General features: G+C 55.0%; 24 protein-coding genes. 1 reads left to right on the top strand and 23 read right to left on the bottom strand.

All coding sequences use genetic code 11. The features are described 5' to 3' along the window. The 11 genes from EJQ19_RS16345 to EJQ19_RS16395 form a co-directional block, all read right to left on the bottom strand. Positions 1-1,161, bottom strand: a complete 1,161-nt coding sequence (locus EJQ19_RS16345; RefSeq protein WP_126142312.1) for a metallophosphoesterase — start codon at positions 1,159-1,161, stop codon at positions 1-3. 39 nt (positions 1,162-1,200) lie between these two features. After that, positions 1,201-1,881 carry an SOS response-associated peptidase gene (locus tag EJQ19_RS16350; protein WP_126142313.1) on the bottom strand — a complete coding sequence of 227 codons (681 nt, stop codon included), beginning with the start codon at positions 1,879-1,881 and terminating at the stop codon, positions 1,201-1,203. A 126-nt stretch (positions 1,882-2,007) separates the two neighbouring features. Further along, positions 2,008-2,490, bottom strand: a complete 483-nt coding sequence (locus EJQ19_RS16355; RefSeq protein WP_126142314.1) for a YhjD family protein — start codon at positions 2,488-2,490, stop codon at positions 2,008-2,010. Continuing rightward, positions 2,487-3,752, bottom strand: a complete 1,266-nt coding sequence (locus tag EJQ19_RS16360; protein ID WP_126142342.1) for a DNA polymerase IV — start codon at positions 3,750-3,752, stop codon at positions 2,487-2,489. Before EJQ19_RS16360 ends, EJQ19_RS16355 begins: the two co-directional genes overlap by 4 nt. A 2-nt stretch (positions 3,753-3,754) precedes the next feature. After that, positions 3,755-4,123, bottom strand: coding sequence for a YhjD family protein (locus EJQ19_RS16365; protein ID WP_126142315.1), 369 nt, complete (start codon positions 4,121-4,123; stop codon positions 3,755-3,757). 208 nt (positions 4,124-4,331) lie between these two features. Then, on the bottom strand, positions 4,332-4,619 hold the full coding sequence (locus EJQ19_RS16370; RefSeq protein ID WP_126142316.1) for a stage VI sporulation protein F: 288 nt from the start codon (positions 4,617-4,619) through the stop codon (positions 4,332-4,334). 76 nt (positions 4,620-4,695) lie between these two features. Further along, positions 4,696-4,962, bottom strand: a complete 267-nt coding sequence (locus EJQ19_RS16375; RefSeq protein WP_126142317.1) for a DUF1294 domain-containing protein — start codon at positions 4,960-4,962, stop codon at positions 4,696-4,698. Positions 4,963-5,048: 86 nt separating this feature from the next. Beyond that, positions 5,049-7,094 (bottom strand): ATP-dependent DNA helicase RecG, encoded by a 2,046-nt coding sequence (gene recG / locus EJQ19_RS16380; RefSeq protein ID WP_126142318.1) that lies wholly within the window; start codon positions 7,092-7,094, stop codon positions 5,049-5,051. A gap of 3 nt (positions 7,095-7,097) precedes the next feature. After that, on the bottom strand, positions 7,098-7,958 hold the full coding sequence (locus tag EJQ19_RS16385; protein WP_126142319.1) for a DegV family protein: 861 nt from the start codon (positions 7,956-7,958) through the stop codon (positions 7,098-7,100). A 49-nt stretch (positions 7,959-8,007) separates the two neighbouring features. Then, positions 8,008-9,750, bottom strand: a complete 1,743-nt coding sequence (locus EJQ19_RS16390; protein ID WP_126142320.1) for a DAK2 domain-containing protein — start codon at positions 9,748-9,750, stop codon at positions 8,008-8,010. Between the two features lie 29 nt (positions 9,751-9,779). After that, positions 9,780-10,139, bottom strand: a complete 360-nt coding sequence (locus tag EJQ19_RS16395; RefSeq protein WP_126142321.1) for an Asp23/Gls24 family envelope stress response protein — start codon at positions 10,137-10,139, stop codon at positions 9,780-9,782. A 245-nt stretch (positions 10,140-10,384) separates the two neighbouring features. Here EJQ19_RS16395 and rpmB point away from each other — a divergent pair, with 245 nt between their 5' ends. Beyond that, positions 10,385-10,573, top strand: a complete 189-nt coding sequence (gene rpmB / locus EJQ19_RS16400) for a 50S ribosomal protein L28 (protein ID WP_126142322.1) — start codon at positions 10,385-10,387, stop codon at positions 10,571-10,573. 99 nt (positions 10,574-10,672) lie between these two features. Here the strand turns inward: rpmB and spoVM are convergent, their stop codons facing one another. From spoVM to coaBC, 12 genes are all read right to left on the bottom strand, one after another. Then, positions 10,673-10,753, bottom strand: coding sequence for a stage V sporulation protein SpoVM (gene spoVM, locus EJQ19_RS16405; protein ID WP_014652194.1), 81 nt, complete (start codon positions 10,751-10,753; stop codon positions 10,673-10,675). 221 nt (positions 10,754-10,974) lie between these two features. Continuing rightward, a complete protein-coding gene (locus tag EJQ19_RS16410; protein WP_126142323.1) occupies positions 10,975-11,232 on the bottom strand; it encodes a hypothetical protein in 258 nt (85 codons plus the stop codon). A 16-nt stretch (positions 11,233-11,248) separates the two neighbouring features. Further along, positions 11,249-11,899 (bottom strand): ribulose-phosphate 3-epimerase, encoded by a 651-nt coding sequence (gene rpe, locus EJQ19_RS16415; RefSeq protein ID WP_126142324.1) that lies wholly within the window; start codon positions 11,897-11,899, stop codon positions 11,249-11,251. Positions 11,900-11,903: 4 nt separating this feature from the next. Then, a complete protein-coding gene (rsgA, locus tag EJQ19_RS16420; RefSeq protein ID WP_126142325.1) occupies positions 11,904-12,833 on the bottom strand; it encodes a ribosome small subunit-dependent GTPase A in 930 nt (309 codons plus the stop codon). After that, complete coding sequence (gene pknB, locus EJQ19_RS16425) at positions 12,833-14,947, bottom strand: Stk1 family PASTA domain-containing Ser/Thr kinase (protein WP_126142326.1); 2,115 nt, start codon at positions 14,945-14,947, stop codon at positions 12,833-12,835. Before pknB ends, rsgA begins: the two co-directional genes overlap by 1 nt. Continuing rightward, a complete protein-coding gene (locus EJQ19_RS16430) occupies positions 14,944-15,708 on the bottom strand; it encodes a Stp1/IreP family PP2C-type Ser/Thr phosphatase (RefSeq protein WP_126142327.1) in 765 nt (254 codons plus the stop codon). The genes pknB and EJQ19_RS16430 overlap by 4 nt, the downstream gene beginning before the upstream one ends. Before the next feature lie 12 nt (positions 15,709-15,720). Then, complete coding sequence (gene rlmN, locus EJQ19_RS16435) at positions 15,721-16,791, bottom strand: dual-specificity RNA methyltransferase RlmN (RefSeq protein ID WP_126142328.1); 1,071 nt, start codon at positions 16,789-16,791, stop codon at positions 15,721-15,723. 504 nt (positions 16,792-17,295) lie between these two features. Further along, on the bottom strand, positions 17,296-18,732 hold the full coding sequence (gene rsmB / locus EJQ19_RS16440) for a 16S rRNA (cytosine(967)-C(5))-methyltransferase RsmB (protein WP_126142329.1): 1,437 nt from the start codon (positions 18,730-18,732) through the stop codon (positions 17,296-17,298). A gap of 289 nt (positions 18,733-19,021) precedes the next feature. Next, positions 19,022-19,963, bottom strand: a complete 942-nt coding sequence (gene fmt, locus EJQ19_RS16445) for a methionyl-tRNA formyltransferase (protein WP_206438437.1) — start codon at positions 19,961-19,963, stop codon at positions 19,022-19,024. Next, on the bottom strand, positions 19,963-20,442 hold the full coding sequence (gene def / locus EJQ19_RS16450) for a peptide deformylase (protein WP_126142330.1): 480 nt from the start codon (positions 20,440-20,442) through the stop codon (positions 19,963-19,965). The genes fmt and def overlap by 1 nt, the downstream gene beginning before the upstream one ends. Positions 20,443-20,667: 225 nt before the next feature. Beyond that, positions 20,668-23,181, bottom strand: coding sequence for a primosomal protein N' (gene priA / locus EJQ19_RS16455; protein ID WP_126142331.1), 2,514 nt, complete (start codon positions 23,179-23,181; stop codon positions 20,668-20,670). Beyond that, positions 23,181-24,401 carry a bifunctional phosphopantothenoylcysteine decarboxylase/phosphopantothenate--cysteine ligase CoaBC gene (coaBC, locus tag EJQ19_RS16460; RefSeq protein WP_126142332.1) on the bottom strand — a complete coding sequence of 407 codons (1,221 nt, stop codon included), beginning with the start codon at positions 24,399-24,401 and terminating at the stop codon, positions 23,181-23,183. The genes priA and coaBC overlap by 1 nt, the downstream gene beginning before the upstream one ends. Positions 24,402-24,626 lie beyond the last annotated feature (225 nt).

The raw sequence follows: 24,626 nt of genomic DNA on the forward strand, positions 1-24,626 counted from the left end.
TCATCTCCCTTTCTCGGTCTCACTCGTAAAATGCAGGGTCAACGCAATCCATTCTGAACGGCTGCCAAGTCGAATCGGCGGCCCCCAGGTGCCGAACCCCGAAGAAACGATGGCATGGAGATTGCCTTTGCGCAAATAGCCCCAATCCAATTCAAACAATTTTTTTGTAATCAAATGGTTCGGCGCCATCTGCCCCCGGTGGGTATGCCCGGACAGCATGACATCCGCGCCAGCCTCCGCCGCCTTATCCAGCTGATAGGGCTGATGATCCAAGACAATGACCGGCTGCGTCAAATCCACATCCGCCATCAAGGAAACAAGCGGCTTGCGTCCGCCACCGAACTGTTCTGCCGCTTTGTCCTTGCGACCGACGAGATACAGCCGCTCCGCCAGATGAACCACTTCATCCATCAGAACACGGATGCCAATTTGTTCCATTTGTTCCACGTAGGCTTGGATATGCCCGCCGATATACTCGTGATTGCCTAGAACGGCGTATACACCAAGCGGCGCTTGCAGCCCCTTCATCGTCTCCCCCATCCGGTTGCGAATAAAAGGGTGAATACTGTCATCAATGACGTCACCCGGCAGTAGAATTAAGTCCGGCTTCATCGCGTTCACGCCTGAGACAAGCTTGCGCAGATGACGATTCCCGACCGTCAAGCCCAAATGAAGATCGGAGGCGACGGCAATCCGCAGCTCCTTCCATTCGCCTGCCGGCTTAGGAATCGTAAGTTCGTATTGGCGTACGACCGGCGTTCTCGCATTGTAGGTGCCCCTCGCTAAAATAAGCGCCATAGCCGCAAGATTCACCCAGCCCAGGACGGGAATGTAGCTCTGCGGCGAAACGGAGGCAAGCCGGCACAGGCCGATGGCGACATCCGTTAGCAGCAGCAACATCAGACCGTATTCCATAAAAGCAAACCAATACGATCCGATTATTTTTAAAGGCTGTGCGATTCCCTTGGGCAGCATACGCGCTCCAAACGCCGCGATCATATAGGACAACGCGATAATCCAGAATACGATCCAGTACAAGAGCGAAGGGAAGCCTTCGCCAAACCAGTACGTGAGCAGCGCATAAACATGCCAGCCGATATACGCATTAAGGCCGATGGTAATCGCAATGACAATGATAAAAAAAGGCAATCTGTTTCTCATGAACGAAATGTTCCCTTCTCCGTCTCTCCTTCAAATCTGCTACAGCAGGAGGCTGATCTGCGCAATGCACGCCTCATCGTCGTTTCGAACGTTCCCAACCCGAGTAGATACGGGATATGCTGTCATAAGCTCCGCAGGATACGGCCTAAGCAGCGAGCGAAGCTGACGGATATCCGTCAGCCCTCGATCCAGCCAGACAGCCTCCGCCTCTTTCGGCAAAATAACGGGCATGCGATCATGAATCCCTTGCACCACCTCGTTGGCTTCCGTTGTAACCACTGTACAGGTAGAAATACGCGTGCCGTCCGGAGACGTCCACGTTTCATACAAGCCAGCCATGCTGAATAGCTCTTGGCTCTGCATCATAATGCGCATGGGCTGTTTGTGTTTACCCTCTCCTTGCCACTCGTAGAATGAATCCGCAGGAATAATACAGCGTTTGCGTTCAAAAGGCTTTCGAAATGCCGGTTTATCCGCAAGCGTCTCCGAACGCGCATTCACCATCTGGTAGCTCATCTTAGGATCGGACGCCCACTCCGGAATCAGCCCCCATTTCAGCTGCCCCAGCCGATTGCGCTTTCCATCATGAATGACCGCCATGACGGACTGCCCAGGCGCTATGTTGTATTTTGGACCGTAATCGCCCTGGTATAACCCGTCTATATCATAGCGCAGCATCAGTTCCTCCAGCGTTACGATAATCGTATAGCGTCCGCACATGGGCTTGCTTCCTTTCTTGACCTCAGTTTTGTCTCGGCCACTACCTCTCTTTCCATTATGAAAAAAAGTAAGCCCCGCGTCAATTCGAATAGCCGAAAGACGCGTCTTTCGGCCGGAGCGTCGCCGCTAAGCACTCGGCGTTTTCCTAGTTTCGGTTTGCCCGACAATGTTCTTCATATAGGTTTTAAGTCGCGTGCTGATCTCTGAACGCATGACATCGCGCGTCATCCCAAACCGATCCTCATATCCTCGGCATAGAAACCGGTGGTACACAATGACATCCGCCTGCTCGTCACTCATCAGCTTAATGCTGCGACTCGTCAATTCTCGCCGAAGGTTATAGATGTCCTGGCTAATTTGATTCATAAGGATCTGGCCAATAGCTAAATAAAGCTGTCTTAATACGTTATGACTATGTTCAATGTCATCCATGCTTTTCTGTACAATCGTCAGCATATGCGGCAGCAAGATGTAATCTCGAATCATGCTCAGTTCTTCTGAAGTAGGACGAGACGCCTTTCTCAGATCATGCCGTTGTTCATATTGCTCTTGATGTTCCGTGAGCAGCATCTTCGATTTCCACCGCTCGTTACCGTCAAGCTTACTCATTTGTAATGTCCTCCGATCTGTTCAGAACGTTCTCGCGCTACCCCGGTCGGCAATAAAGAAGATGCTCGCATAATCGCAATACTGCCAAACCGATCCTTGATTTCATCGGCTGCTTTTTCCAAGCTATACGCCTTTACCCGATCTTCGAATAGCGTAAGTTGATAAGCACTATCATCTATCAATTGTGTAAGCGAAATGTGCAAATGGCTGACCGCCAAGCCGCTCCAATGCTGCCTAAATAAGCTAAGCGCTGCCGCCGCCACCTCATGTGAAAGCGACGTTGGCTGCGGAAGCGTCATCTGTCTGTGAAAACTCGTGGATTTGATGCCATCCGTCTCTGCAGCCCCGACGGTCACAACGTTCCCCATATACCCATGTCTTCTGCTGCGGCGGCACACTTCCACAACCAATTCCAGAAGAACCACCTCGATATCTTCTCGCTTACGGTACAGACTGCTTCGCATCGCTTTGCCGTGGCTCACAGATTTCAACTTGCTGCGAATGCTAGGCACAACAGGACTGGGATCGATGCCGCGCGCCGTCTGCCAGTAATATTCAGCCTGAATATCGCTCTGCTTGCCCATTTCCCATCGCATGCGCCGCTTAAATTCAGCCAGCTCCAATCTCGCAATGTCACCGATTGTATGCAAGCCCATTCTGGTAAAATGACGCGTCATGCGGGACGCCACCATGAACATGCGATGAACAGGCAGCCGCCACAGCGTATCTTCGATATTGTCAAAACTCAACCTAAATAGGCCATCTGACCGCTCCTTGGAGAAATTATCCATTGCCATTTTCGCCAAAATCTTGGTAGGACCAATGCCACAACGCGTCCAAACCCCCGTCGACAACAAAATGCGCGTTTGCAATTGCCTCGCAATTTCTTCTGCCGTGCCGAAGCAAGCCAGAGAACCCGTCACATCCAGAAATTGCTCGTCAATGCTATACGGCTCGACCAGATCCGTAAACGATTCAAAAATTTCCGTAATAAATAGCGATATCGCAATGTACGTTTGCATCCGCGGACGAATGACTTGCAGATCAGGGCATTTGGCTAACGCCTGACCAATCCGTTCAGCTGTCGTTACACCGCGGGACTTGGCGATTGGGCAAGCTGCAAGAATAATGCCGGAGCGGCGCTCTGGGTCTCCGACGGCCACCGGCAGCTCTTTCAGCTCAGGATGAGCTGCTTTTTCAATTGAAGCATAGAAGGATTGACCGTCGATCAAAAAAATCGTGCGTTCCCCGCTTTTTCCCATGCTCACCGCAATTCCCCCCGCATATTCATCAATGTCGTCATCAACTCTGCTTTGACCAGACTGCGGAGCATCGTGAAATGGTGGATATAACCGCGCACCTTATACTCCACATGAATCCCCAGCGCATTCGTTTCCGTACGAATCACCTTGATGTCCAGTTGCCTCATTCGATTCTTTAGCCTGTTCAGCTCCGGGTAGATCGATTTCTCGACCTCGCGCAAGTAGTACAGCAGATGATGGTATACAATCTTATCCTTATAAACGTTAAGCTCCTCCATGTCTCTCGCCAGCATATCCAGTAAAATCGGCAATAACGTGTACTCCTTAATGATTTGAACATCTTCTTCTGCCTCAATTCTTGAACCGTTCATGTTCCCACCACCAAATACGAACATATATTCGTTATTATTATATACCGAACATGTATTCGCTATGCAAGTGGTTTTCTAAAATTTTAGCGAGGGTAAAAAATGCCAAAAAGCGTACAACAAAAAACACCACCCCTGAGCTCTCGCTGCAGAACGTGGCGTTTTCGCTTGTTCATGTGTCATGTTCATGTTTCCTGTAGGCTGGCGTCCGCTAGCGGAACATCGACCACAATTTGATTAAATGAAACGTATTCGCAGGATCAATCTTTTGCGCAAGAATAAAGGTGACAATTTGATTCGTCTGCATACCGCTGAGTTTTTCCCCGAGAATGCCCGCAGCAAGCCCTACCAGACGCGTCACCTTCGTCGCATTCTGCAAATCGGCTTTCGTCACGCCCTGGAGCAGCATTTTGATGCGTTCCTTGATCTCCGGATTTTTCAGCTTAAACTTCACACGCTCTACGAGCGCAGGATCGATGCCGTATTGCTGGTAACTCATGCCTGCACCTCCCATCGTCATGCTCTATCCTATGAGCGGGAGGGCGCAAACTTGCCTTATGCGTCGCAGAGCTTACTTACATATACATCGCGATCACGATCACCACAATACAATTGAACGCCACCAGCAGCGGCATCCCTACGACAAACGACGTGTGCTTCGTCTTATGCCGAAACACTTTCATCCCGAGCCAGCCGCCAATCGCGCCGCCCAAGGCCGCAAACCAGAACAACCGCTTCTCGGGCACGCGGCGTTCGCCTTTTTTGGCTTGTCCTTTGTCATAGCCCATTTCCACAAACGTCATGATATTCATCATGCAGAGATATACGAGAAAAAGCGTCACAACCGCACACCTCCGTTCCCCATAATCAAGTTTTTCCTTATCTCTATCTTAAAATGGGAACCGGACGCCGGTCAATGTCTCCGTAATTAATCCAGCACCTCACTGTCAAAAATATGCGCCCGCTCCAGATAAGCCCGCAGCGGCATATACGCAGCGCCCGTCCAGAATGTCGAATCGCTGACCAGCTCGGCCGCGTCGTCCCGCGCCTGCTCCATAATCTCGAAATCCGCCATCATATCGGCGATGCGAAACTCCGGCAGCCCGCTCTGCTTCGTGCCGAAGAAATCGCCCGGCCCCCGCAGTTCCAGGTCGCGCCGGGCAATCTCGAAGCCGTCGGTCGTCTCCGTCATCGCCTTCATGCGCTCCTTGCCGACCTCCGTCTTCGGGTCGGCGATCAGCACGCAGTAGGACTGGTGCTCGCCGCGTCCAACCCGTCCGCGAAGCTGATGCAGCTGCGACAAGCCGAAGCGGTCGGCGTCGTAGATGACCATCAGCGTCGCGTTCGGCACGTCCACGCCAACCTCGATGACCGTCGTGGACACGAGCGTCGCCACACGGCCTTCCTTGAATTCATGCATGATCGCGTCCTTCTCTGCGGCGCTCATGCGCCCATGCAGCAGACCGATCTTCATGTCCGGAAAATGCTGCTGCAGCTGAATGTGCACGTCGATCGCATTCTGCACGTCCAGCTTGTCCGACTCTTCGATCAGCGGACAAATGACATACGCCTGCCGGCCTGCGCCCACCTCGCGCTGAATAAAGCCCAGCACGCGCTCTAGCAGCCCGTGCGCCACTGCGTACGTCTTGATCGGCTTGCGTCCCTTCGGCAGCTCGCGCAGCGTCGAGACGTCCATATCGCCGAACGCGGTGATCGCCAGCGTGCGCGGGATCGGCGTCGCCGTCATCGTCAGCACGTCGGGGTTCATCCCTTTGCGCCGCAGAATGCTGCGCTGGTTGACCCCGAAGCGGTGCTGCTCGTCCGTCACGACCAGCCCAAGCTGGCGGAAGTAAACATCTTCCTGAATGAGCGCATGCGTGCCCACGAGTACATCGATAAGCCCCATCTGCAAGGACGCCAGCAAGTCCCTGCGCTGGCGGTCCGTCGAGCTGCCCGTCAGCATCGCCACCTGCAGCCCGTAGGGCTCGAACATCCGACTCAGGGAACGCATATGCTGCTCGGCCAGAATCTCCGTCGGCACCATCAACGCGCCCTGGTAGCCGGCCTTCACGGTCGCGTAGAGGCCGATGGCCGCGACCACCGTCTTCCCGGCGCCGACGTCGCCCTGCAGCAGCCGGTTCATGGCATACGGCTCCTGCATATCATGCAGGATCTCGCTGACCACCTTCTTCTGCGACTCCGTCAGCTGGAAGGGCAAGGCGCGCACGAACGCGCGGACAGCAGGCAGGTCCACCTGCTGCTTCACCCCGTCCGCCTTGCTTCGCGTCACAGCGCGGTAAGCCTGCAGCTTGAGCTGGAACAGGAACAGCTCCTCGTACACCATCCGCCTGCGCGCCTGCTTGCCTTCCTCCACGCCGCTCGGCGTGTGAATGAGCGCAAGCGCCTTGCTCCGCGGCAAAAACCCATACTTGCCGGTGATGCTCGCCGGCAGCACCTCCGGGATCATGGCGCTGTACTGCGTCAGCGCCTGCGCAATCACCTTGCGCATCCATTTCTGCGTCATCGAAGCGGTGACCGAATACACCGGCTGAATCGTACCGGTATTCGAACCCGCTTGTCCCGGAAACTCGGAGTCCGACACGCTCATCTGCCGGCGCCGTGCATCCCATTTGCCGGTTAAAACGATCTCCTGCTGCGGACGCAATCGGTCCTTCAGAAAATGGCGGTTAAACCAGACCGCGGTCAGCAAGAAGGAATCGACCATCACCTTGCAGGAGAGACGCGACTTGCCGCTATAGCGCTGTAGCACGGGCTCCCCGATAATCGTGCCCTGCACCGTGACCCGATCGCCATCCTTGACGCTTGCCAGATCGCGCACCGTGTAATCTTCATAACGAAACGGCACATACTCGAGTAAATCCATAACCGTAAAAATGCCCATGCTGTTGAGCTCAACTGCTTTTTGAGCGCCAACACCATGGACTTCGCGAACCTCACATTGATGTAAATCCATTTGCTACACCGTACCGACGAAAGCTGCGATGGTCCCGGGGCCGGCATGCGCCCCAATCACAGGTCCAAGCGTAATGTAGTTCACCTGCGCCACCGCAAAACGCTGCACGATCGCCTCGCGCAGCACCTCCGCGCCTTCCACATTATTCGCATGCGCGATATGCAGCGTACGGATCGGCTTGTCGCCCAGATCCGCAGCCAACAGCTCCAGAATACGTGCGATCGCTTTCTTGTGACCGCGCACTTTATCGACAGACATGACTTCCCCCGTACGATCAAGGGACAGAATCGGCTTAATATTAAGTAAAGAACCAAGAAGTGCCGAAGCTTTGCCGACTCTGCCGCCCTTTTGCAAAAATTCCAACGTATCCACGAGGAAGTAGATCGCATAATGCTCCCGAATCATCTCGATCCGCTTCAAAATCTCATCAACCGACTGCCCCTCTCGGGCACCTTCCGCTGCCGCAACGACGAGCGCGCCGATCCCGTAAGACGCCGAGCAAGAATCCACGACGTGAACTCTTCCCGCTTGATCGCCTTCGAGCATCGAAGCCGCAAGCGCCGCTGTACGCTGCGTACCGCTTAGCACAGAAGCAAGATGAATCGAAATGACCTCCGTATCCGGCTCGCTCAACAACTCCTGATAGAACGCCAGGAATTCGCCCGGAGACGGTGTCGAGGTCGTCGGGAAGTGAGCGGAAGCCGTCAGCTTGGCGTAGAAATCCTCCGATTTCAGCGTCACCGCATCCAGAAACTGCTCCTCGCCGAAATTGATTTTCAGCGGAACCATCGTGATGCCCAGCGCTTCTCTAATCTCCGACGGGATGTCGGCCGTACTGTCCGTCACAATACGAATGTGGGTCAACGGAATCCCTCCTCCATTTTGACACGTGAACCGTCGCGGCAAGCCCGAACTACTCGACTGAAATCAAATACGCATACAGCGGCTGTCCGCCGGGATGAAGCTCGATTTCGATTTCGGGATACAGCGTTTGAATGAACGCTTCCAGCTCTTCGGTCTCTTCTTCCTTCGCATCTTCCCCGGTCAAAAGCGTTACAATCTCGCTTCCCTCATCGATCATGTCCTCCAGCAGCTTCTTGCAGGCGCCGACCAGACTTGTCTCCGAAGACACAATGCGTCCGTCCTGAATTCCGATAAAATGTCCCTCTTTAATCGCAATGCCGTCCATATTCGTATCGCGCACTGCATATGTCACTTGTCCCGATTTCACGCGGCGAAGCGATTCCTGCATCGCAGCCGTGTTCGTCTCGGCATCCGCTTTTTCCTGGAACGCGAGAATCGCGGCCAGTCCTTGCGGAATCGACTTGGACGGAATGACAACGATCTTTTTGTTATCCACAAGCTCGGCAGCCTGCTGCGCAGCTAAAATAATGTTCGAATTGTTCGGCAGCACATAAATCGTCTCCGCGTCGATGCTTTGCACGGCTTTGACAATGTCTTCCGTACTCGGGTTCATCGTTTGTCCGCCGGACAGCACAACGTCCACGCCAACGCTGGTTAAAATATCCGTGATGCCTGCTCCCATGGCCACCGCCACAAAGCCGTAAGGCTTCGCAGGCATCTTCGCGGCAACGACAGGTTCTTCCACAATCGCGTATTCCGGATTTGCCGCGGCGTCTTCCAGAATATGCGTATGCTGGTCGCGCATATTTTCAATTTTGATCCGGCTCAGCGCCCCGAATTTCATCGCATGGTTCATGACCTCGCCGGGATATTCGGCATGAATATGCACTTTCACAAGCTCGTCGTCCGCCACCACAAGCAGCGAATCGCCCAGCTTGCCGAGCTGCTCCCGGAACTGGCTTTCGCTAAATACAAGCCCCTTTACCTTACCGGGTTCAATCGTGAGCATAAATTCCGTACAGTAACCGAATTCAATATCTTCCGTAGCCAGATGCGCCTGCGCCGGCATGTGCTCGTGCACTTCCCTTGTCAAGTTCAAAGCCGGAACGATCGAAACTGCCGCTAAATTCGTATCCATCGTGGCAAAATCTTCATCCACCGACGCCGTCGCTCCGCCGCTTAGTCCCGTTACGAAGCCCTCATAGACGCAGACCAGGCCTTGTCCACCCGCATCAACGACACCGACCTGCTTGAGCACAGCAAGCTGCTCAGGCGTTCTGGCGAGCGCTTCCTTCGCTTTCGTGAGCACTTCCCGCAGCAAATCCAGCACGTCCGCGCTTCTGCGGAACTGTGTCGCATGCTTCGCCGCTTCCTTGGAGACTGTCAGGATCGTGCCCTCCACCGGCTTCACAACCGCCTTGTAGGCCGTCTCCACGCCTTGCTGAAGCGCAGCAGCAAATTGCTGGCTGTTGATCTGTTCAAACTCGTGCACGTACTTTGCAAACCCGCGAAACAGTTGGGATAAAATAACCCCTGAATTGCCTCGTGCGCCCATGAGGAGCCCTTTGGACAAGGCGTCAGCAGCTTTTCCAATATGAGAGGATGGCTTCTTCTTCAGTTCCTCACATCCTGCAGTGAGTGTTAAATTCATGTTGGTGCCAGTATCTCCGTCGGGGACAGGGAATACGTTCAATCCATTCACCTTGTCGACATTTCTGCGAAGGTTGTCTGCTCCCGCCAAGACCATGGCAATGAAGTCATTTCCGTTTATTGAAATAAAGCGCTTACTCAAAGTGATTCCCCTTCCTGATTATCGGGCTATTATTTAGCTACGCGAACACCTTGAACAAAAATGTTCACATCGTCCACCTGCAGGCCTACTACTTCGTTAAGAATATATTTGACTTTCGTCTGGACATTCCCTGCCACGACGGATATTTTCGTTCCGTAGCTGACAATAATATAAAGATCAATCTCCAGTCGTCCGTTCTCTCTGCGAACCTCGACGCCGCGGCTCAAATTGTCTCTGCCGAGCAGCTCGGCGATGCCGTCCTTCAATTGCTTGCGTGAGGCCATGCCAACAAGTCCGTAGCAATCCAGCGCAGCCGATCCCGCGAGCGTCGAAACGACTTCATCGGTAATAAATACTTTTCCCAACTCGGTTGTGAGTTCAATCGGCATTATGTAACAACTCCTTCAAGTTTCCAAGACTAATCTTCATTGTACTATAACATACTTTATAAATAAACGGCAAAAGTGCGCGCAATTCGTTGACTAGGCTCCTTTTGCTATGCTATTATGTTTAAGTGTGTTTTTGCAGATAGAAAGATAATGCAAGAAAAGTATGCGATGTTGAGAATACTGATATGTCAAGCTTAGGCTTGCCACCCAGGCTTCTTTGTATACTGCCGAAGGAGGTGTCAAACATGTCCCGCAAATGTTTCATTACAGGTAAAAGTCCGAAGACAGGTAATCACGTGTCCCACGCTAACAATAAAAACAAGCGTACTTGGGGAGTTAACGTTCAAAAGGTTCGCATCCTCGTTGATGGTAAACCAAAACGGGTTTACGTAAGTGCTCGTGCGTTGAAATCCGGTAAAGTGGCTCGCGTTTAATCCGCCGCGGATACTTAACTTACTTATGTAAATGACAAAAAGCACCTTTCCGGTGCTTTTTTTGCATTCCTGGGGAGAATGACGCGTATGTGTACTTGCTTAGTTTTTACTGAACGTATTAAGTACGGCTTTCACGAAACCTCCCAGAAACTTCGGCAGCTTGATCGTGTAGAATTTCATTCTCTACCCCTCCTTCGAGTTATCGTCAGCCCGCAGCTCCAGACGGCAAAGGCGGCTGACTTCGTGAGCAAAGGCCCTACCTGCGTCCAGGACTGCTCCTTCCACATCATTACAACAGTGTATGCCCGGAGCGTAGAAATAGTGCTTCTATTTTTACTTTCTCCCAACTTTCAACTGCTCCAGAAAGCAAAAAAAGCTACAAGAGCTTTTCGCTCTTGTAACTATAGATATGCGGTGAACTCGCCGGATATGCCCGCCCGATAGAGCGCGTAGATCAGATTAAAGACAAAGTAGAAAAAGACGGCAATCACAAAAAACCAGATCCGATAGCGCAGCTCCTCGAACTGCCGGAAGAAGCGAATCCCCAGAAACAGCGCGCCGAGCGAGAACACATATTTAAACATATCCTGAATGTTGGAAAACAAGGTTAACAGGATGGCGCAAGCAAGGCTGTACACCAGAAGCCAGACAACTCTCACGTAATCGTTCCTCCCCTTAGCCGCGAATGCGGCGAATCGCGTCGGCGCGATCCGGCTGCCCAAATACGGCGTTGCCGGCAACAAGCACGTTGGCTCCGGCTTCCACTGCTTCGCGGGCCGTCACTTCATTCACACCACCGTCGACTTCGATGTGCAGACCGGTGAGTCCCTTGGCGTTCGCCAGCTCGCGCAGCGCGCGGATTTTGTTCAGCATCCCCGGGATGAACGCTTGTCCGCCAAAGCCCGGATTGACGGTCATAATCAGCACCAGATCCAGCTGCTCGTCCAGTACGTGCTCCAACGTAGAAATCGGAGTTGCCGGATTCAACACGACCCCGGCTTTGACCCCCTGCTGTTTAATCAACCCTAGCGTCCGGTGCAAGTGCGTGCAAGCTTCAACGTGGACCGAAATCAGATCCGCGCCCGCTTTCGCAAAATCCGGAATATAGCGATCCGGCTGCTCAATCATCAAGTGAACGTCGAGCGTAAGCTGCGTAACAGGCCGAATCGCTTCCAGAACAACAGGCCCGAGGGTAATATTCGGCACAAAATGGCCGTCCATCACATCGACGTGAATCCAGTCGGCGCCCCCGCGCTCGACATCTTTAATCTCATCTCCGAGCCTAGCGAAATTGGCCGATAGAATCGACGGTGCCACATAAACCATTCGTCTAGTACCTCCTCTTCCGATCCTTAATTTCAGCTAAAAATAACAAGTAATGCTCGTACCGCGAAGCTGCAATCGTGCCGTCCGCCGCTGCAATCCGCACTTTGCAATCCGGTTCGTGCAAATGCAGGCATCCCCGAAACCGGCAGCCCTCGGCAACAGCAGCGAATTCGCGGAAGCAGGCGCCAAGCCCGTCGGCCTCGACTTCCATGAAATCGAGTTGGCTGAAGCCCGGCGTATCCGCCACAAGCCCGCCGCCTTCCAGCGGAAGCAGCTCAACGTGACGGGTCGTATGCTTGCCGCGGCCCAACCGCTGCGAGATCTCGTTCGTCTCGAGGTCGATGCCCGCGATCATTTTATTCAGCAGCGACGATTTCCCGACGCCGGATTGACCGGCGAATACGGAGATCGTCCCTTCCAGATGATGCAGGATCGCCTCCACGCCGACGCCCCTCCTGGACGAGGTTCTGACAACCGGATATCCGATCGCTTCGTACAGCGCTGTAATGCGGTCAAGCTCGCTCATCGTCATCTCTTTCGGGAGCGCATCTCCACTGCCCTCCAGCAGCAGATCGCTTTTGGTAAAACACAACACCACATCAATGCCCGTATGCTCGATATGAACAAGGAACTTGTCGAGCAGCTGCAGGTTCAGCACCGGCTCCGTCACGGAGAAGACGAGCACGACAATGTTCACGTTTGCAATCGGGGGCCTGATGAGTTCGGAAGTACGGGGAAGGATCTCCGTAACGGTTCCTTCCCCGTTTTCCGTTTCTTCGTACATCACACGGTCCCCGACGAGGGGCGTGATCTTTTTGTTCTTGAACACGCCTCTTCCCCGGCAGGTAACCGTATTCCCTTCTTCAAGCGGGGCGCCCTCCGGCAGCACATAGTAGTAACCGCTGAGCGCTTTTACAATCGATCCTTGCGGCATTAATTCGTTCCTCCAGCAGGCGGTTTCGAAGCGGTTCCGCCGGTCTGACCTTGCCCGCCGGCCGTTCCCCCTACGGGAATCGCCGGTCCGGTATTTTGGCCCTTCGGCGTGGATGAAGGAGGTGGCGTCGGTGAAGCTTTGCCATTCTTCTGATCCAAGTAATCCTGGTACGTGCGTGTGATCGAATTCACCAGTGTATCGCCTTCTTTAATCAAAATAACGGCTTTTTTCTCCGGAGAAACGATGACCTTCACGTCGAGATTTTGCGGTTTCGATACTTTCTCCGTTTTGTACTCGAAATTATCGTATTGCGCATCGCTCACAATGATTTTAAATTCGGAATCTTTGCCGTCTGTCGTCGGCTTCACCGGAATGCTGACCGTCATCTGACCGGCGTCGTCCGGCAGTCCGTCGCTGATCACCAGCGAAATTTCCGCACCGGCAGACACATCCTGATCCTTCGTATACGGGAACTGCGTAATGACTTTGCCTTTGGCCACTTTATAGCTTTTCTCTCGGGTAATGCCATTCGCAGCCAGCTTCAGATTCGACTTCGTAATCTGCGCCTTCGCTTCGGCTTCCGTTAGGTTCGTCAAGTCCGGCATTTTGAACGTTTCCTTCGCTTTGCTCACCGTAAAGGCAATCGCGGCTTTGTCCAGTTCAAACTCATCGCCCGCAAGCGGGGACTGCTTGAGAATGATGTCCGGCGTATTGTCGGACGTCTCCTGGGTAATCGTTATTTGCTCATCCTTGATGCCAAGCGCCTGAAGCTTCAGCTTCACATCCTTGAGCGATTGTCCCGCGTAATTGTCCATCTTGATCTTCTTCACGCCTTTGCTGACTGTCAGCGTCACCTTCGTGCCAACGTTGAGCCGCAAACCTTTCGGATTTTGCTGGATGACAATGTCCTTGTCAAGCTTGCTGTCTTCGTCATACTCTACCGTATAGCCAAGATGGGCGGCCGTTAATTGCGCCTGCGCCTCCGTCAGCGGCTTATTCTCAACGTTCGGCACTTCCACCGTTTCGATCGCGAACATGTTTTTCACGACGCCGACCATGTACCACATGAAGCCAAGCACAATGAGCAAAATAACAATCCAGACGACCGGTTTAATCCAGCCTTTCTTTTTCGCAGGAGCAGGCTCTTCCCGCCATACCGGCTTCTCCGGCTCCTCGTCTTCGTCGTCCGGCGTATAGGACGCGATCTGATCTGCGCGAATCGCCGGCATGACCAGCGTGCGCTCCTCGTCCATGCCCTCCGAGTCCCAGAACGCGATCTTGGCCTCGTTGCGACGTTCCGGATTCAGGCACGTATCTAGGTCGAGCATCATCGATTTAGCGGACTGATAGCGTTCTTCCGGCTTTTTGCGCATCGCCTTGAGGATAATGTTTTCCACGCTTTGCGGAATGAGCGGATTCACCTTGCGAGGCTCTTCCACATCCTCCTGCAAATGCTTGAGCGCAACGGAAATCGGGCTTTCCCCGAGAAACGGCAGCCGCGCGGTCAGCATTTGATACATCACAATACCGAGCGAATACAGGTCGGACTTCTCCCCGGTATTCGTGCCTTTGGCATGCTCCGGCGAGAAATAATGCACAGACCCGACCACAGAGCCAGTCTGCGTAATCGTTGAAGATGTTGCCGCGCGGGCGATCCCGAAATCCGTCACCTTGACTCGCCCATTTTTGCCGATGAGAATATTGTGCGGCTTGATGTCACGGTGAATAATCTCATTGTGATGCGCATGATCGAGCGCGTCCGCAATTTGCGACGCGTAATGCACCGCATCCTCGACTTGCAGCGGCGCTTTTTCTTTAATCAAATCGTTCAGCGTTTTGCCTTCGATATATTCCATTACGATGTAATGGACATCGTCTTCCTGCCCCACGTCATAGATGCTGACGACGTTCGGATGGGACAGCGATGCGGCAGCTTGCGCTTCCCTGCGGAAGCGGCGAATGAACTCCTCGTCGTGTACGTACTGCTGGCGCAGCACCTTGACCGCTACCTTGCGGTTAAGCAGCAAATCATGGCCTTTGTACACAAGCGCCATGCCGCCTCCGCCGATGCGTTCCAATATCTCATAGCGGCCTCCAAGCTTTCTACCGATCAATGCCCATCCCCCCTTTTGTCGTCCGAATGTTGATCATGAGCCAGCAGTACGACCGTCACATTATCGTCGCCGCCCTCGTGAAGCGCGCGTGCGATCAGTTGATCCGCCGCATCCTCCAGTTTGTCATGGCTATTCACGATACGCACGATGTCTGCAGCGTCCACAAGCCCGCTCAGGCCGTCCGTACAAATCAATACCGTATCGCCCTGGCGCCAGCCGTACTCATACAAATCCACTTCCACAGTCGGCTCCGTGCCGAGCGCGCGCGTAATCCAGTTGCGCCGCGGATGATGGTCAGCTTCCTCCAGCGTCAGTTGTCCATTCTTCACCAGCTCATACACCAAGGAATGGTCTTCCGTCAGCTGAGCAATCGTTTCGCCGGTAAGCTTATAGGCCCGGCTGTCGCCGATGTGCCCGATAATCAGCAGCTCTTCCGACGCAATAATCGTGACGACCGTCGTGCCCATGCCATGGTATTTATCCTGTCCGGAAGCAAACGCATAAATCTCTTCATTGGCTTTCTCAATCGCTTCTTTGAGCAGTTGCTTGCACGTCTCCACCGGCATTCCCCAATGGATGGATTGCAGCTGTGCGCTTATGCGGTCCACCGCCATTTGACTGGCAATATCGCCAGCCTGATGTCCGCCCATGCCGTCGGCGACAATCGCCAAAGACAGTCCATTCAGCTCGTGCTGGATGGCGGCGCGGTCCTCATTGACTTGACGGACTTTACCAATATCGGTTCGACTTACCATCTTCATCCGGCTCTCACCTCATTTACTGCTCTCCATATGCTTTGCTCGCAGCTGCCCGCAGGCGGCCGCAATGTCGCTGCCCTGCTCACGGCGTATGGTCGCATTGATTTTGCCCTTCTCCAGAATGCGTTGGAACGTAAAAATATCGTCCCTCGGCGTCCGTTTGAAATCACGCTCAGCAACAAAGTTGACAGGAATCAGATTGACATGGCTAAGCGGCATTTCTTTCAGCACCTGCGCAAGCTCCTCGGCATGCTCCGGCTGGTCGTTGACTTCCCCCATCAAGGCATATTCAAAGGTGATACGGCGGCCGGTTTTGGCAATGTAATATTTACACGCTTCAATCAAATCCGCAAACGGGAATCTCCGGTTGACGGGCATCAGCTTCGAGCGCAGCTCATCGTTCGGCGCGTGAATGGAAATCGCAAGGTTCACCTGCAAATTCTCATCGGCAAACTTATAAATATTCGGCACGATGCCGCTCGTCGACACCGTAATATGGCGCTGACCGATGTTCAACCCTTTCGGGTGAATCATGATCCGCAAAAAATTCATCGTCGACTCGTAATTCTCGAACGGCTCGCCAATCCCCATGATGACGATGGAGGAAATGCGCTCGTTCGTCTCATCGAGCAGCTTCTGCGCTTTCACGACCTGCGCGACGATTTCGCCCGGCCGCAAATCCCGCTTCAAGCCGCCTAGCGTGGACGCGCAGAACGTGCAGCCCACCCGGCAGCCGACCTGCGTCGTGACGCAGATGCTGTTGCCGTAGTTATGCTTCATGACGACCGTTTCGATCGCATTCTTGTCTTCAAGTTCAAAAAGAAACTTGACCGTACCATCCTGCGACTGATACTTCGTAATTTCGGACAGCGTCACGAAGTCGAACTGAGCCTTCAGCTTGTCGCGAAGCGTTTTGGACAAATTCGACATGTCGTCAAAATTGAACACGCGCTTCACATACAGCCAGTCCCAGATTTGACCCGCGCGAAAACCGGGCTCGCCGTTCGCTTTCACCCAGTCCTGCCACTGATCCCAGTTGAGATCGTATACAAAAGGTTTCTCTTTCTCAAAAGGCTTCAAACTCATATTTATCACAACCTGTATTTATTTCGTCTATTTTTGAGGCAATCGTATGTATTTTAACACAAAGGCGAGCCGAACACACGTCCTTAGGTGACTTTCCGAAATAAAGCACCGCTAACTTTCCGACAAATCGCCATGGGCCCCGGAGTCTTTGTCGGAAACGGTGAGCGGTAATGTCGGAAAGCGCCCTTAGAGGAATGGGGGGAGCGCGCTGCAGACACGCGCTATTGCAATCCCTACTCGCCGCCCTCACCGATCCTGCAAAAAGTACAGCAAATTCGCCCAAAAGGAGCTAAAAAGAGAGAACACCTGCAAAAACTACATCAAAAAATAGGGATATCTGCCCATTTCCCCCGTTTCCAAGGATAATCGCACAATTTTCATGTACAAAATGCAGGATTTCCCTCCATTGACCCTTCATCGCGAGAATTTACTGTACAAAATGCAGGATATCATCCCATCTGCGAGGGCCACCTTTGTTAGGCAAAAGCCGCCAAGCAGCCCTCCTTACGAAGAAGCCTCGCGCTTGCGGAGTCTCGCGATAAAGAAGCCGTCCGAGTGGAACTGCTGCGGCAGGATTTGCACCATACCGGCCTGCACCGCCGCCGGGTCTACAGCCCCGAACGCCTCCGCGGGCAGCGGAGCCAGCTCAAACTCCGGATGGTCGGCGAGAAACCGCTCGATCATCCCGGCGTTCTCCTCGTGCTCGATCGTGCACGTGCTGTACACGAGCACGCCGCCCGGCTTCAGCAGGCGGTGCACCCGCTCGAGAATCGCGTGCTGCGTCGCCGCAATCGCCGCGATCTCCGCCTCCTGCTTCGCCCACTTGAGATCCGGCTTCCGCCGGATCACGCCAAAGCCGGAGCAGGGCGCGTCCAGCAGGATGCGGTCGAACGACGCCGGCGCAAAATGCCGGTCGAGCTCGGTCGCATCCATCACGAGCGTCTCGATCGACGACAGGCCCAGGCGCTCCGCCTGGTCGTCGATCAGCTTCCGCTTGTGCTCATGGAGATCACAAGCCCAGATTTTGCCCGTATCGCCCATCTTCTCGGCGATGTGGGCCGTTTTGCCGCCCGGGGCGGCGCAGCAGTCCAGCACGGTCATGCCCGGGCGCGGGTCCAGAGCTTCGGCGACGAGCATCGAGCTCTCGTCTTGAATCGAGAAGTCCCCGTGACCGAAGCCGGGGACTAACGCCATATTCCCGGCCCCGTGCACCAATACACCGGCCGGGGCCAGCAGCGACGCTTCCGCGCGAATATCCGCCGCCTCCAGCTGCCGCAGCAGCTCCGCTCGGCTGAGCCGTCGCGCGTTCGCGCGAATGCTCACATGCGGCGGCACATTGTTCGCCGCACATATCTGTTCCGTCAGCTCCGCCCCAAGCTGACGGATCCATCGGCGCACGAGCCATTCCGGATGGGAATGGCCCAGCGCGATGCGCTTGACGTCGCCGAGCGCCGCCGGCAGCGCAAGCTCGGCCTTGCTGCGGAGCACCGCCCGCAGCACGCCGTTGACCATGCCCGAGATGCCTTGGTGGCCCCGGCGCTTGGCAATGTTGACCGCTTCGCTCACGACCGCATGGTCGGGGATGCGGTCCAAATAATACAGCTGATAGAAGCTCAGCCGCAGCAAGCACCGCACCCAGGGCTCCAGCTTCGCGAGCCCTTTGCTCACGAACCGCTCGAGGAAGAAGTCGATCGTATTTTTCCGGCCGATCGTGCCGTACACGAGCTCGGTGGCAAGCCCCGCATCCGCCCGCGGGAGCGCGTGCTTTTGCAGCACCTGGTTCAGCAGCAGGTTGCTGTAGGCCTGGTTTTCCTCTACCCGAACCAGCACATCCAGCGCCGCTTCACGGGCGGAATGCCGAACAGCGCTGCTCTTTGCAGCGCTGGGAGAAGCCGTAGCGGCCTTATGCGTTTTTCCATGCGTACGATTAGTTGTAGACAAAGGAGATACCTCTTTTTTAAAGTTCTACGGCGTTCACAGTGCCTAGGCCGTGGCTGAACACCCGCTCAGGGGCATCTTTCACCGCCTTTTCGCCCAAATATAAGCATTTATGCGTTTCACTTGTGAAGTCGGCTTATATTTTTGATAAACGCACTCGTCCCTAAGGGGACGGCGTAAGCCGTTTATTATACCTGCTGCGTCACTTTTGCTTGACGTACCCCCGGTACACCTTCACAAAAGTTCCTTGCATGGAACGAAAATTCGGCCAAATCTGCTTCCTTCTGAGTATTCAGTCACGTCCTAGCACCGTGCCTTTCGGAATCTGCACACCGCGTACAAACTCCGCAACAGGCATCGCTTTTTTTCCGGCAGGCTGAATTTCGGTCAGCAGCAGCGATCCGTCGCCGGTCGCCACCTCAAGGCCCTGCGCACTGCAAGACAGCACCGTGCCGGGCGCAGCGCCAGCCGCTCCCGAGCCGCTTGGCTTCACAGCCGCCCAGACCTTCATCACGTCGCCGTTCCACAACGTATACGCCCCTGGGAACGGATTCAGCCCGCGAATATGATTCCACAGCTCGCGCGACGTGCGCGACCAGTCCAGCAGCTCGTCCTCCCGGGAAATGTTCGGCGAGTAAATCGCCTCCGCTTCCACCTGAGGCACCGCCTCAATGCGTCCCGCCAACAGGTCCGGCAGCGTCCGTTTCAGCAGATCCGCCCCGGCCACGCTCAGCTTCTCAAACAAGGTGCCGGTCGTGTCCGTATCCAGAATCGGCAGCTCCACCTTGGCGATCATATCGCCGGTGTCGAGGCCGACGGCCATGTACATGATCGTCACGCCGGTGACGCTCTCACCGCGGATGACGGCATGATGAATCGGCGCCCCGCCGCGATATTTCGGCAGCAGAGACGCATGAATATTGATGCAGCCGTGCTGAGGCAAATCGAGCACCGCTTTCGGCAAAATCTGCCCGTAAGCCGCCGTCACAATCAGATCCGGCTTCAGCTCGCGCAGCCTCTCTACAGATTCCGGGCTCCGCAGCTTCTCAGGCTGCAGCACCGTAATACCGTGCTTTTCCGCTTCCGCCTTCACCGGCGTCGGCGTCAGGACGCGCTTGCGCCCTTTCGGCCGATCCGGCTGCGACACGACCGCAACGACGTTGTAGCCCTCCGCGATCAGCGTCTGCAAGGAAGGCACCGCGAACTCCGGCGTTCCCATGAAAATAATGTTCACTATTCCTCTTCCTCTTCATCCGCCGTGTACGTTTTGGTCGCAAGATCGGTGAACAGGATACCGTTCAGGTGATCGATCTCGTGAAAAATGCATCGGGCCAGCAGTTCTGTACCGGTCACTTCGATCGGATTTCCGTTGCGATCCTGCCCTTTTGCCGTTACGTTGAGGGGACGCAGCACATCGCCGCGCAGCCCAGGGATGCTTAGGCAGCCCTCAGGCCCCAGCTGTTCGCCGCTGGAAGTCACGATTTCCGGATTGACCATCTCGATCAGGCCGCCGTGCTCTTCGCCGCAGTCCATTACGATCACACGCTTCAAAATACCGATTTGCGGAGCCGCTAAGCCCACGCCCTCCGCGTCGTACATCGTGTCTGCCATATCATCAAGCAGCTTGTGCAGGTTAGAATTAAATTTCGTAACTGTGATCGCTTTCTCGCGCAGCACAGGATCTGGATCTTTTACAATAATGCGAATTGCCATAAATAATGTGCACCTACTTTCAAGAAGTTGTTCAAAAAGCCGTCTTTTGATCACGAAGTAATTTATGAAGCGGACTCGGCATCGAATCTTGCGTTCAGCTTCGAAGGAAGGTAGCCATGTAGTTTTGCCTACACTCCGCTCCTCCTTCTTCAGCTTCTCACAACCTTCTCGGTGCTGAAAAGCCTGCTTTTTGAACCACGCATTTCAAGTCTTGAACATGCCGAATTACATCAAATATTGCGGGTCTACGTCCACGGAGACCGTCAGCTTTTCCTTCGCCGAGCGCTCCTCGAACCAGGCCACCGTCTGCGAGACAATATCCGAAGCGACATCATCCCCACGATATTTTACCACGCATTGGAATCGATATCTATCTTTGATTCGGGAAATTGGCGACGCGACAGGCCCGAGGACATCCATATGAAAAAATTCCTCATCGGTCACGACCGGTGTAAACAAGTCAGTCTGCCTAGTCATGTACGGGCGCGCAATCTCTTTGAGCCTGGTCACAAACGCTTCCGCCATGCGCACCAGCAGCGACAGCTGCTCATGGGTGAACGTCACCAGAATGAGCCGCTGATACGGCGGATAGCCGAGATTCGCACGAACATCGAGCTCCTGATTGGCAAACGCGGTGTAATCGTGACGGCTTGCATGCTGAATGCTGTAATGATCCGGCGTGTACGTCTGCACGAACACTTCACCTTGCTTTTCATGCCGTCCGGCCCGGCCCGCCACCTGCGTCAGCAGTTGAAACGTCCGCTCCGCCGAACGAAAATCGGGAATATTCAGCACCGTATCCGCCGCAATAACCCCAACCAAGGTCACATCGGGAAAATCAAGCCCTTTGGCCACCATCTGCGTGCCCAGCAGCACGTCCGCCTGCTTGTCTCGGAAGAGGGACAACCACTTTTCGTGCGAGCCTTTTTCCGACGTCGTATCGACGTCCATGCGGATGACCCGGATGCCCGGGAAAATTTTGCTCAGCTCTTCTTCCACCCGCTGCGTCCCCGTGCCAAAATGGCGGATATGCTCCGACTGGCAGCTCGGACACTGCGTCACTTCCCGCTCCGCGTAGCCGCAATAATGGCAGCGCAGCATGCGCGAGCTTTGGTGGTACGTCAGCGAAATGTCGCAATGCGGACACTGGGCGACGTAGCCGCACGTCCGGCACATGACGAACGTCGCATACCCCCGGCGATTGAGCAGCAAAACAATCTGTTCTTTCTTGTGTAACCGTTCTTCGATCGCTTTATACAGCGGCCTGGAGAACATGGAGCGGTTGCCGGTTTTGAGCTCCTCCCGCATATCCACAATCGTCACCGGCGGCATCGGTCTGCTGGCCACACGTTCTGTCATCGTCAGCAGGGTAAAAGGAGGCTTCGCCCGGTCCCTCCGACGTCTCGTCAGCTCGAGCGTTTCGAGGGACGGCGTTGCCGAACCGAGCACGACCGCTGCGTTATGCCCTTTGGCCCGCTGTACCGCTACCTCCCGGGTGTGATACTTCGGACTCTCTTCCTGCTTGTAGGACGATTCATGCTCCTCATCAATAATAATAAGACCGATTTGCGTAAATGGGGCAAAAATCGCCGAACGCGCGCCGATCACGACTTTCACCTGCTTGCGGGTGATTTTGCGCCATTCGTCGTACCGCTCGCCGTTCGACAGCCGGCTGTGCAGCACGGCCACCTGGTCACCGAAGCGGCCTTTGAACCGTTCCACCATTTGCGGCGTCAACGAAATTTCGGGCACGAGCACGATCGCTTCCTTGCCCATGTCTAACGCTTGCTGGATGGACTGCAGGTAAACTTCCGTCTTGCCGCTTCCCGTCACACCGTGCAGGAGGAACACTTCGTGCCGATCTTCCGCAACAGCTGCCTTGATCGGTGCAAAAACACGCGATTGCTCCTCCGTCAGCGTGAGCGGCGTGGTCCGTTTAAACGAGCGGCCCGCGTACGGATCGCGCATCACCTCAACTTCGCGCAGCTCGATCCAGCCGCGCTCGGCGAGACTTTTCACGGTGGAGGCGCTGATCTCTATCATCTCAATGAGCTCCGTCAGCCGAATGGCATGCGGATGCTCCATGAGATAACGCAGCACTGCCATCTGCTTGTTCGCTCTGGCCGGCAGCTCCGGCAAGGCAGCTTCCAGCACGCTTAAGTCTTTTGGGGGGAATACGGTTAAGGCCTTTTTCGTTGCCATCCGGTCCTTCACCATCTGCACTTCAGCCAACACGCCCGCTTGCAGCAGCTCTTTGAGGAACGCGTCGCGCCCCGGAAACCGTTCCATCAGCCCCTCCATCGTAAGGGTTGCTTTGCCGCGAACGAACTGCACGATCTCCTGCACATCGGACATGTGAAGCAAAGGGTGCTCCGCACTTTCCTCGCCAACCGTAATGACCCGTTCGTATTTGGCTTTGAGGGCGGCAGGCAGCATCGCTTGCAGCGCCGTCACCTCATGGCACAAATACATGCGGGCGATCCAACGCCCCAGGCTCACAAGCTCCGCTGTCAGCGGCGGCACCAGATCCAGCACGTGGCCGATCGGTTTGAGCCGCTTCGGGTCGACATCCGTCTCGTTCGACAGTCCGACGACAAACCCTTGCAGCACGCGCGGGCCGAACGGCACGCCGACACGGCTGCCGACCTCCACCCAGCTCCGGAGTTCCTTCGGAACCGCATAGTCAAATGCCCGGTTCGTTTGCTTCGCCGGAACATCGACGATCACTTTTGCGTACATCAAGCATCCCCCACAGAGATGAGCCGCTGCGCCGCAAGCTGCAGCAGCTCGCGCGCCACCTCCGATTTGCTGCGCAGGGACAGCGCCTGAACGAGACCGCTTCGATCATAAATGCGGACAATATTCGTATCTGTGCCAAAGCCCGCGCCAGCCTGCGACACGTCGTTGCCGACGATAAGATCGCAGTTTTTGCGGTTCAGCTTGTCCATCGCATAATCGTCCAGGTTCTCCGTCTCGGCGGCAAAGCCGATGACAAACTGATGTGTTTTGAGCGTACCGATCTCCTGCAAAATATCCGGATTCTTCACAAGCTGGAGCGTGAGCGTATCCGCTTTTTTCTTGATCTTCTGCGTGGCCGCTTCCGCCGGACGATAGTCCGCCACTGCCGCCGCTTTCACGACCACATCCTGCGCATCCAGACGCGACAGCACCGCTTCACGCATATCGAGTGCGGACTGCACGCGCACGAGCTGAGCGCCGGCAGGCGCCGACAGCGCAGTTGGCCCTGACACGAGCGTCACCTGTGCGCCCATGCGCACCGCTTCCTCTGCGATGGCATAGCCCATTTTGCCCGACGAATCATTGGTCAAATAGCGAACCGGATCCAGCCGCTCGACCGTGCCGCCAGCGGTCACCAGCACGCGCTTGCCCGCAAGCGGCTTCTTCTCGCCGGCAAAAAAGCGTTCTACCGCGGCAAAAATTTCCTCCGGCTCCGCCAGCCGGCCCTTGCCGACATATCCGCAGGCGAGCTGACCCTCGCCAGGCTCGATAAACCGAACGCCGCGACTCGCCAGCGTCTGCATATTCGCCTGTACAGCCGGATTGGCGTACATATGCACGTTCATCGCCGGCGCCACCCAGATCGGCGCTTCCGTCGCCAGCAGCGTCGTGCTCAGCATGTCGTCGCCGAGCCCCAGCGCCAGCTTGCCGATCATATTCGCCGTCGCCGGCGCAATCAGCACGAGATCCGCGCTGTCCGCCAAGTTAATGTGAGAGACAACCGACGGATCTTTTTCATCGAACGTATCGACGAACACGTGATGCCGGGACAGCGTCTGAAACGTCAGCGGCGCGACAAACTGCACGGCGGATTCGGTCATGATCACCCGAACCGTCGCGCCGGCCTGCGTCAATTTGCTCGTCAGCGCAGCCGCCTTATACGCCGCGATCCCGCCGCATACGCCGAGTACAATCGTTTTGCCTTGCAAAGCAACACTCATGGGGACTCCCCTTTCTTATTAAGTACTTATCAGCCTATCGCGGGAGACGCCGACGACACCTAGCTGGTGCTAACGGTCGCTACAGCGGCTATTTGGCCTTAAATCACTCGTTGTGGGCTGTAACGGTTGCCACGGAGCCTATTTGCCTAAGATAAGCCCTATTTCACCAGTTTTTATCTACATAAGCGCTGTGGCGCCCGTTAGCATCCAGATTGCCCGCATTTC

The organism is Paenibacillus whitsoniae (assembly GCF_003955665.1).
Lineage (GTDB): Bacteria > Bacillota > Bacilli > Paenibacillales > NBRC-103111 > Paenibacillus_E > Paenibacillus_E whitsoniae.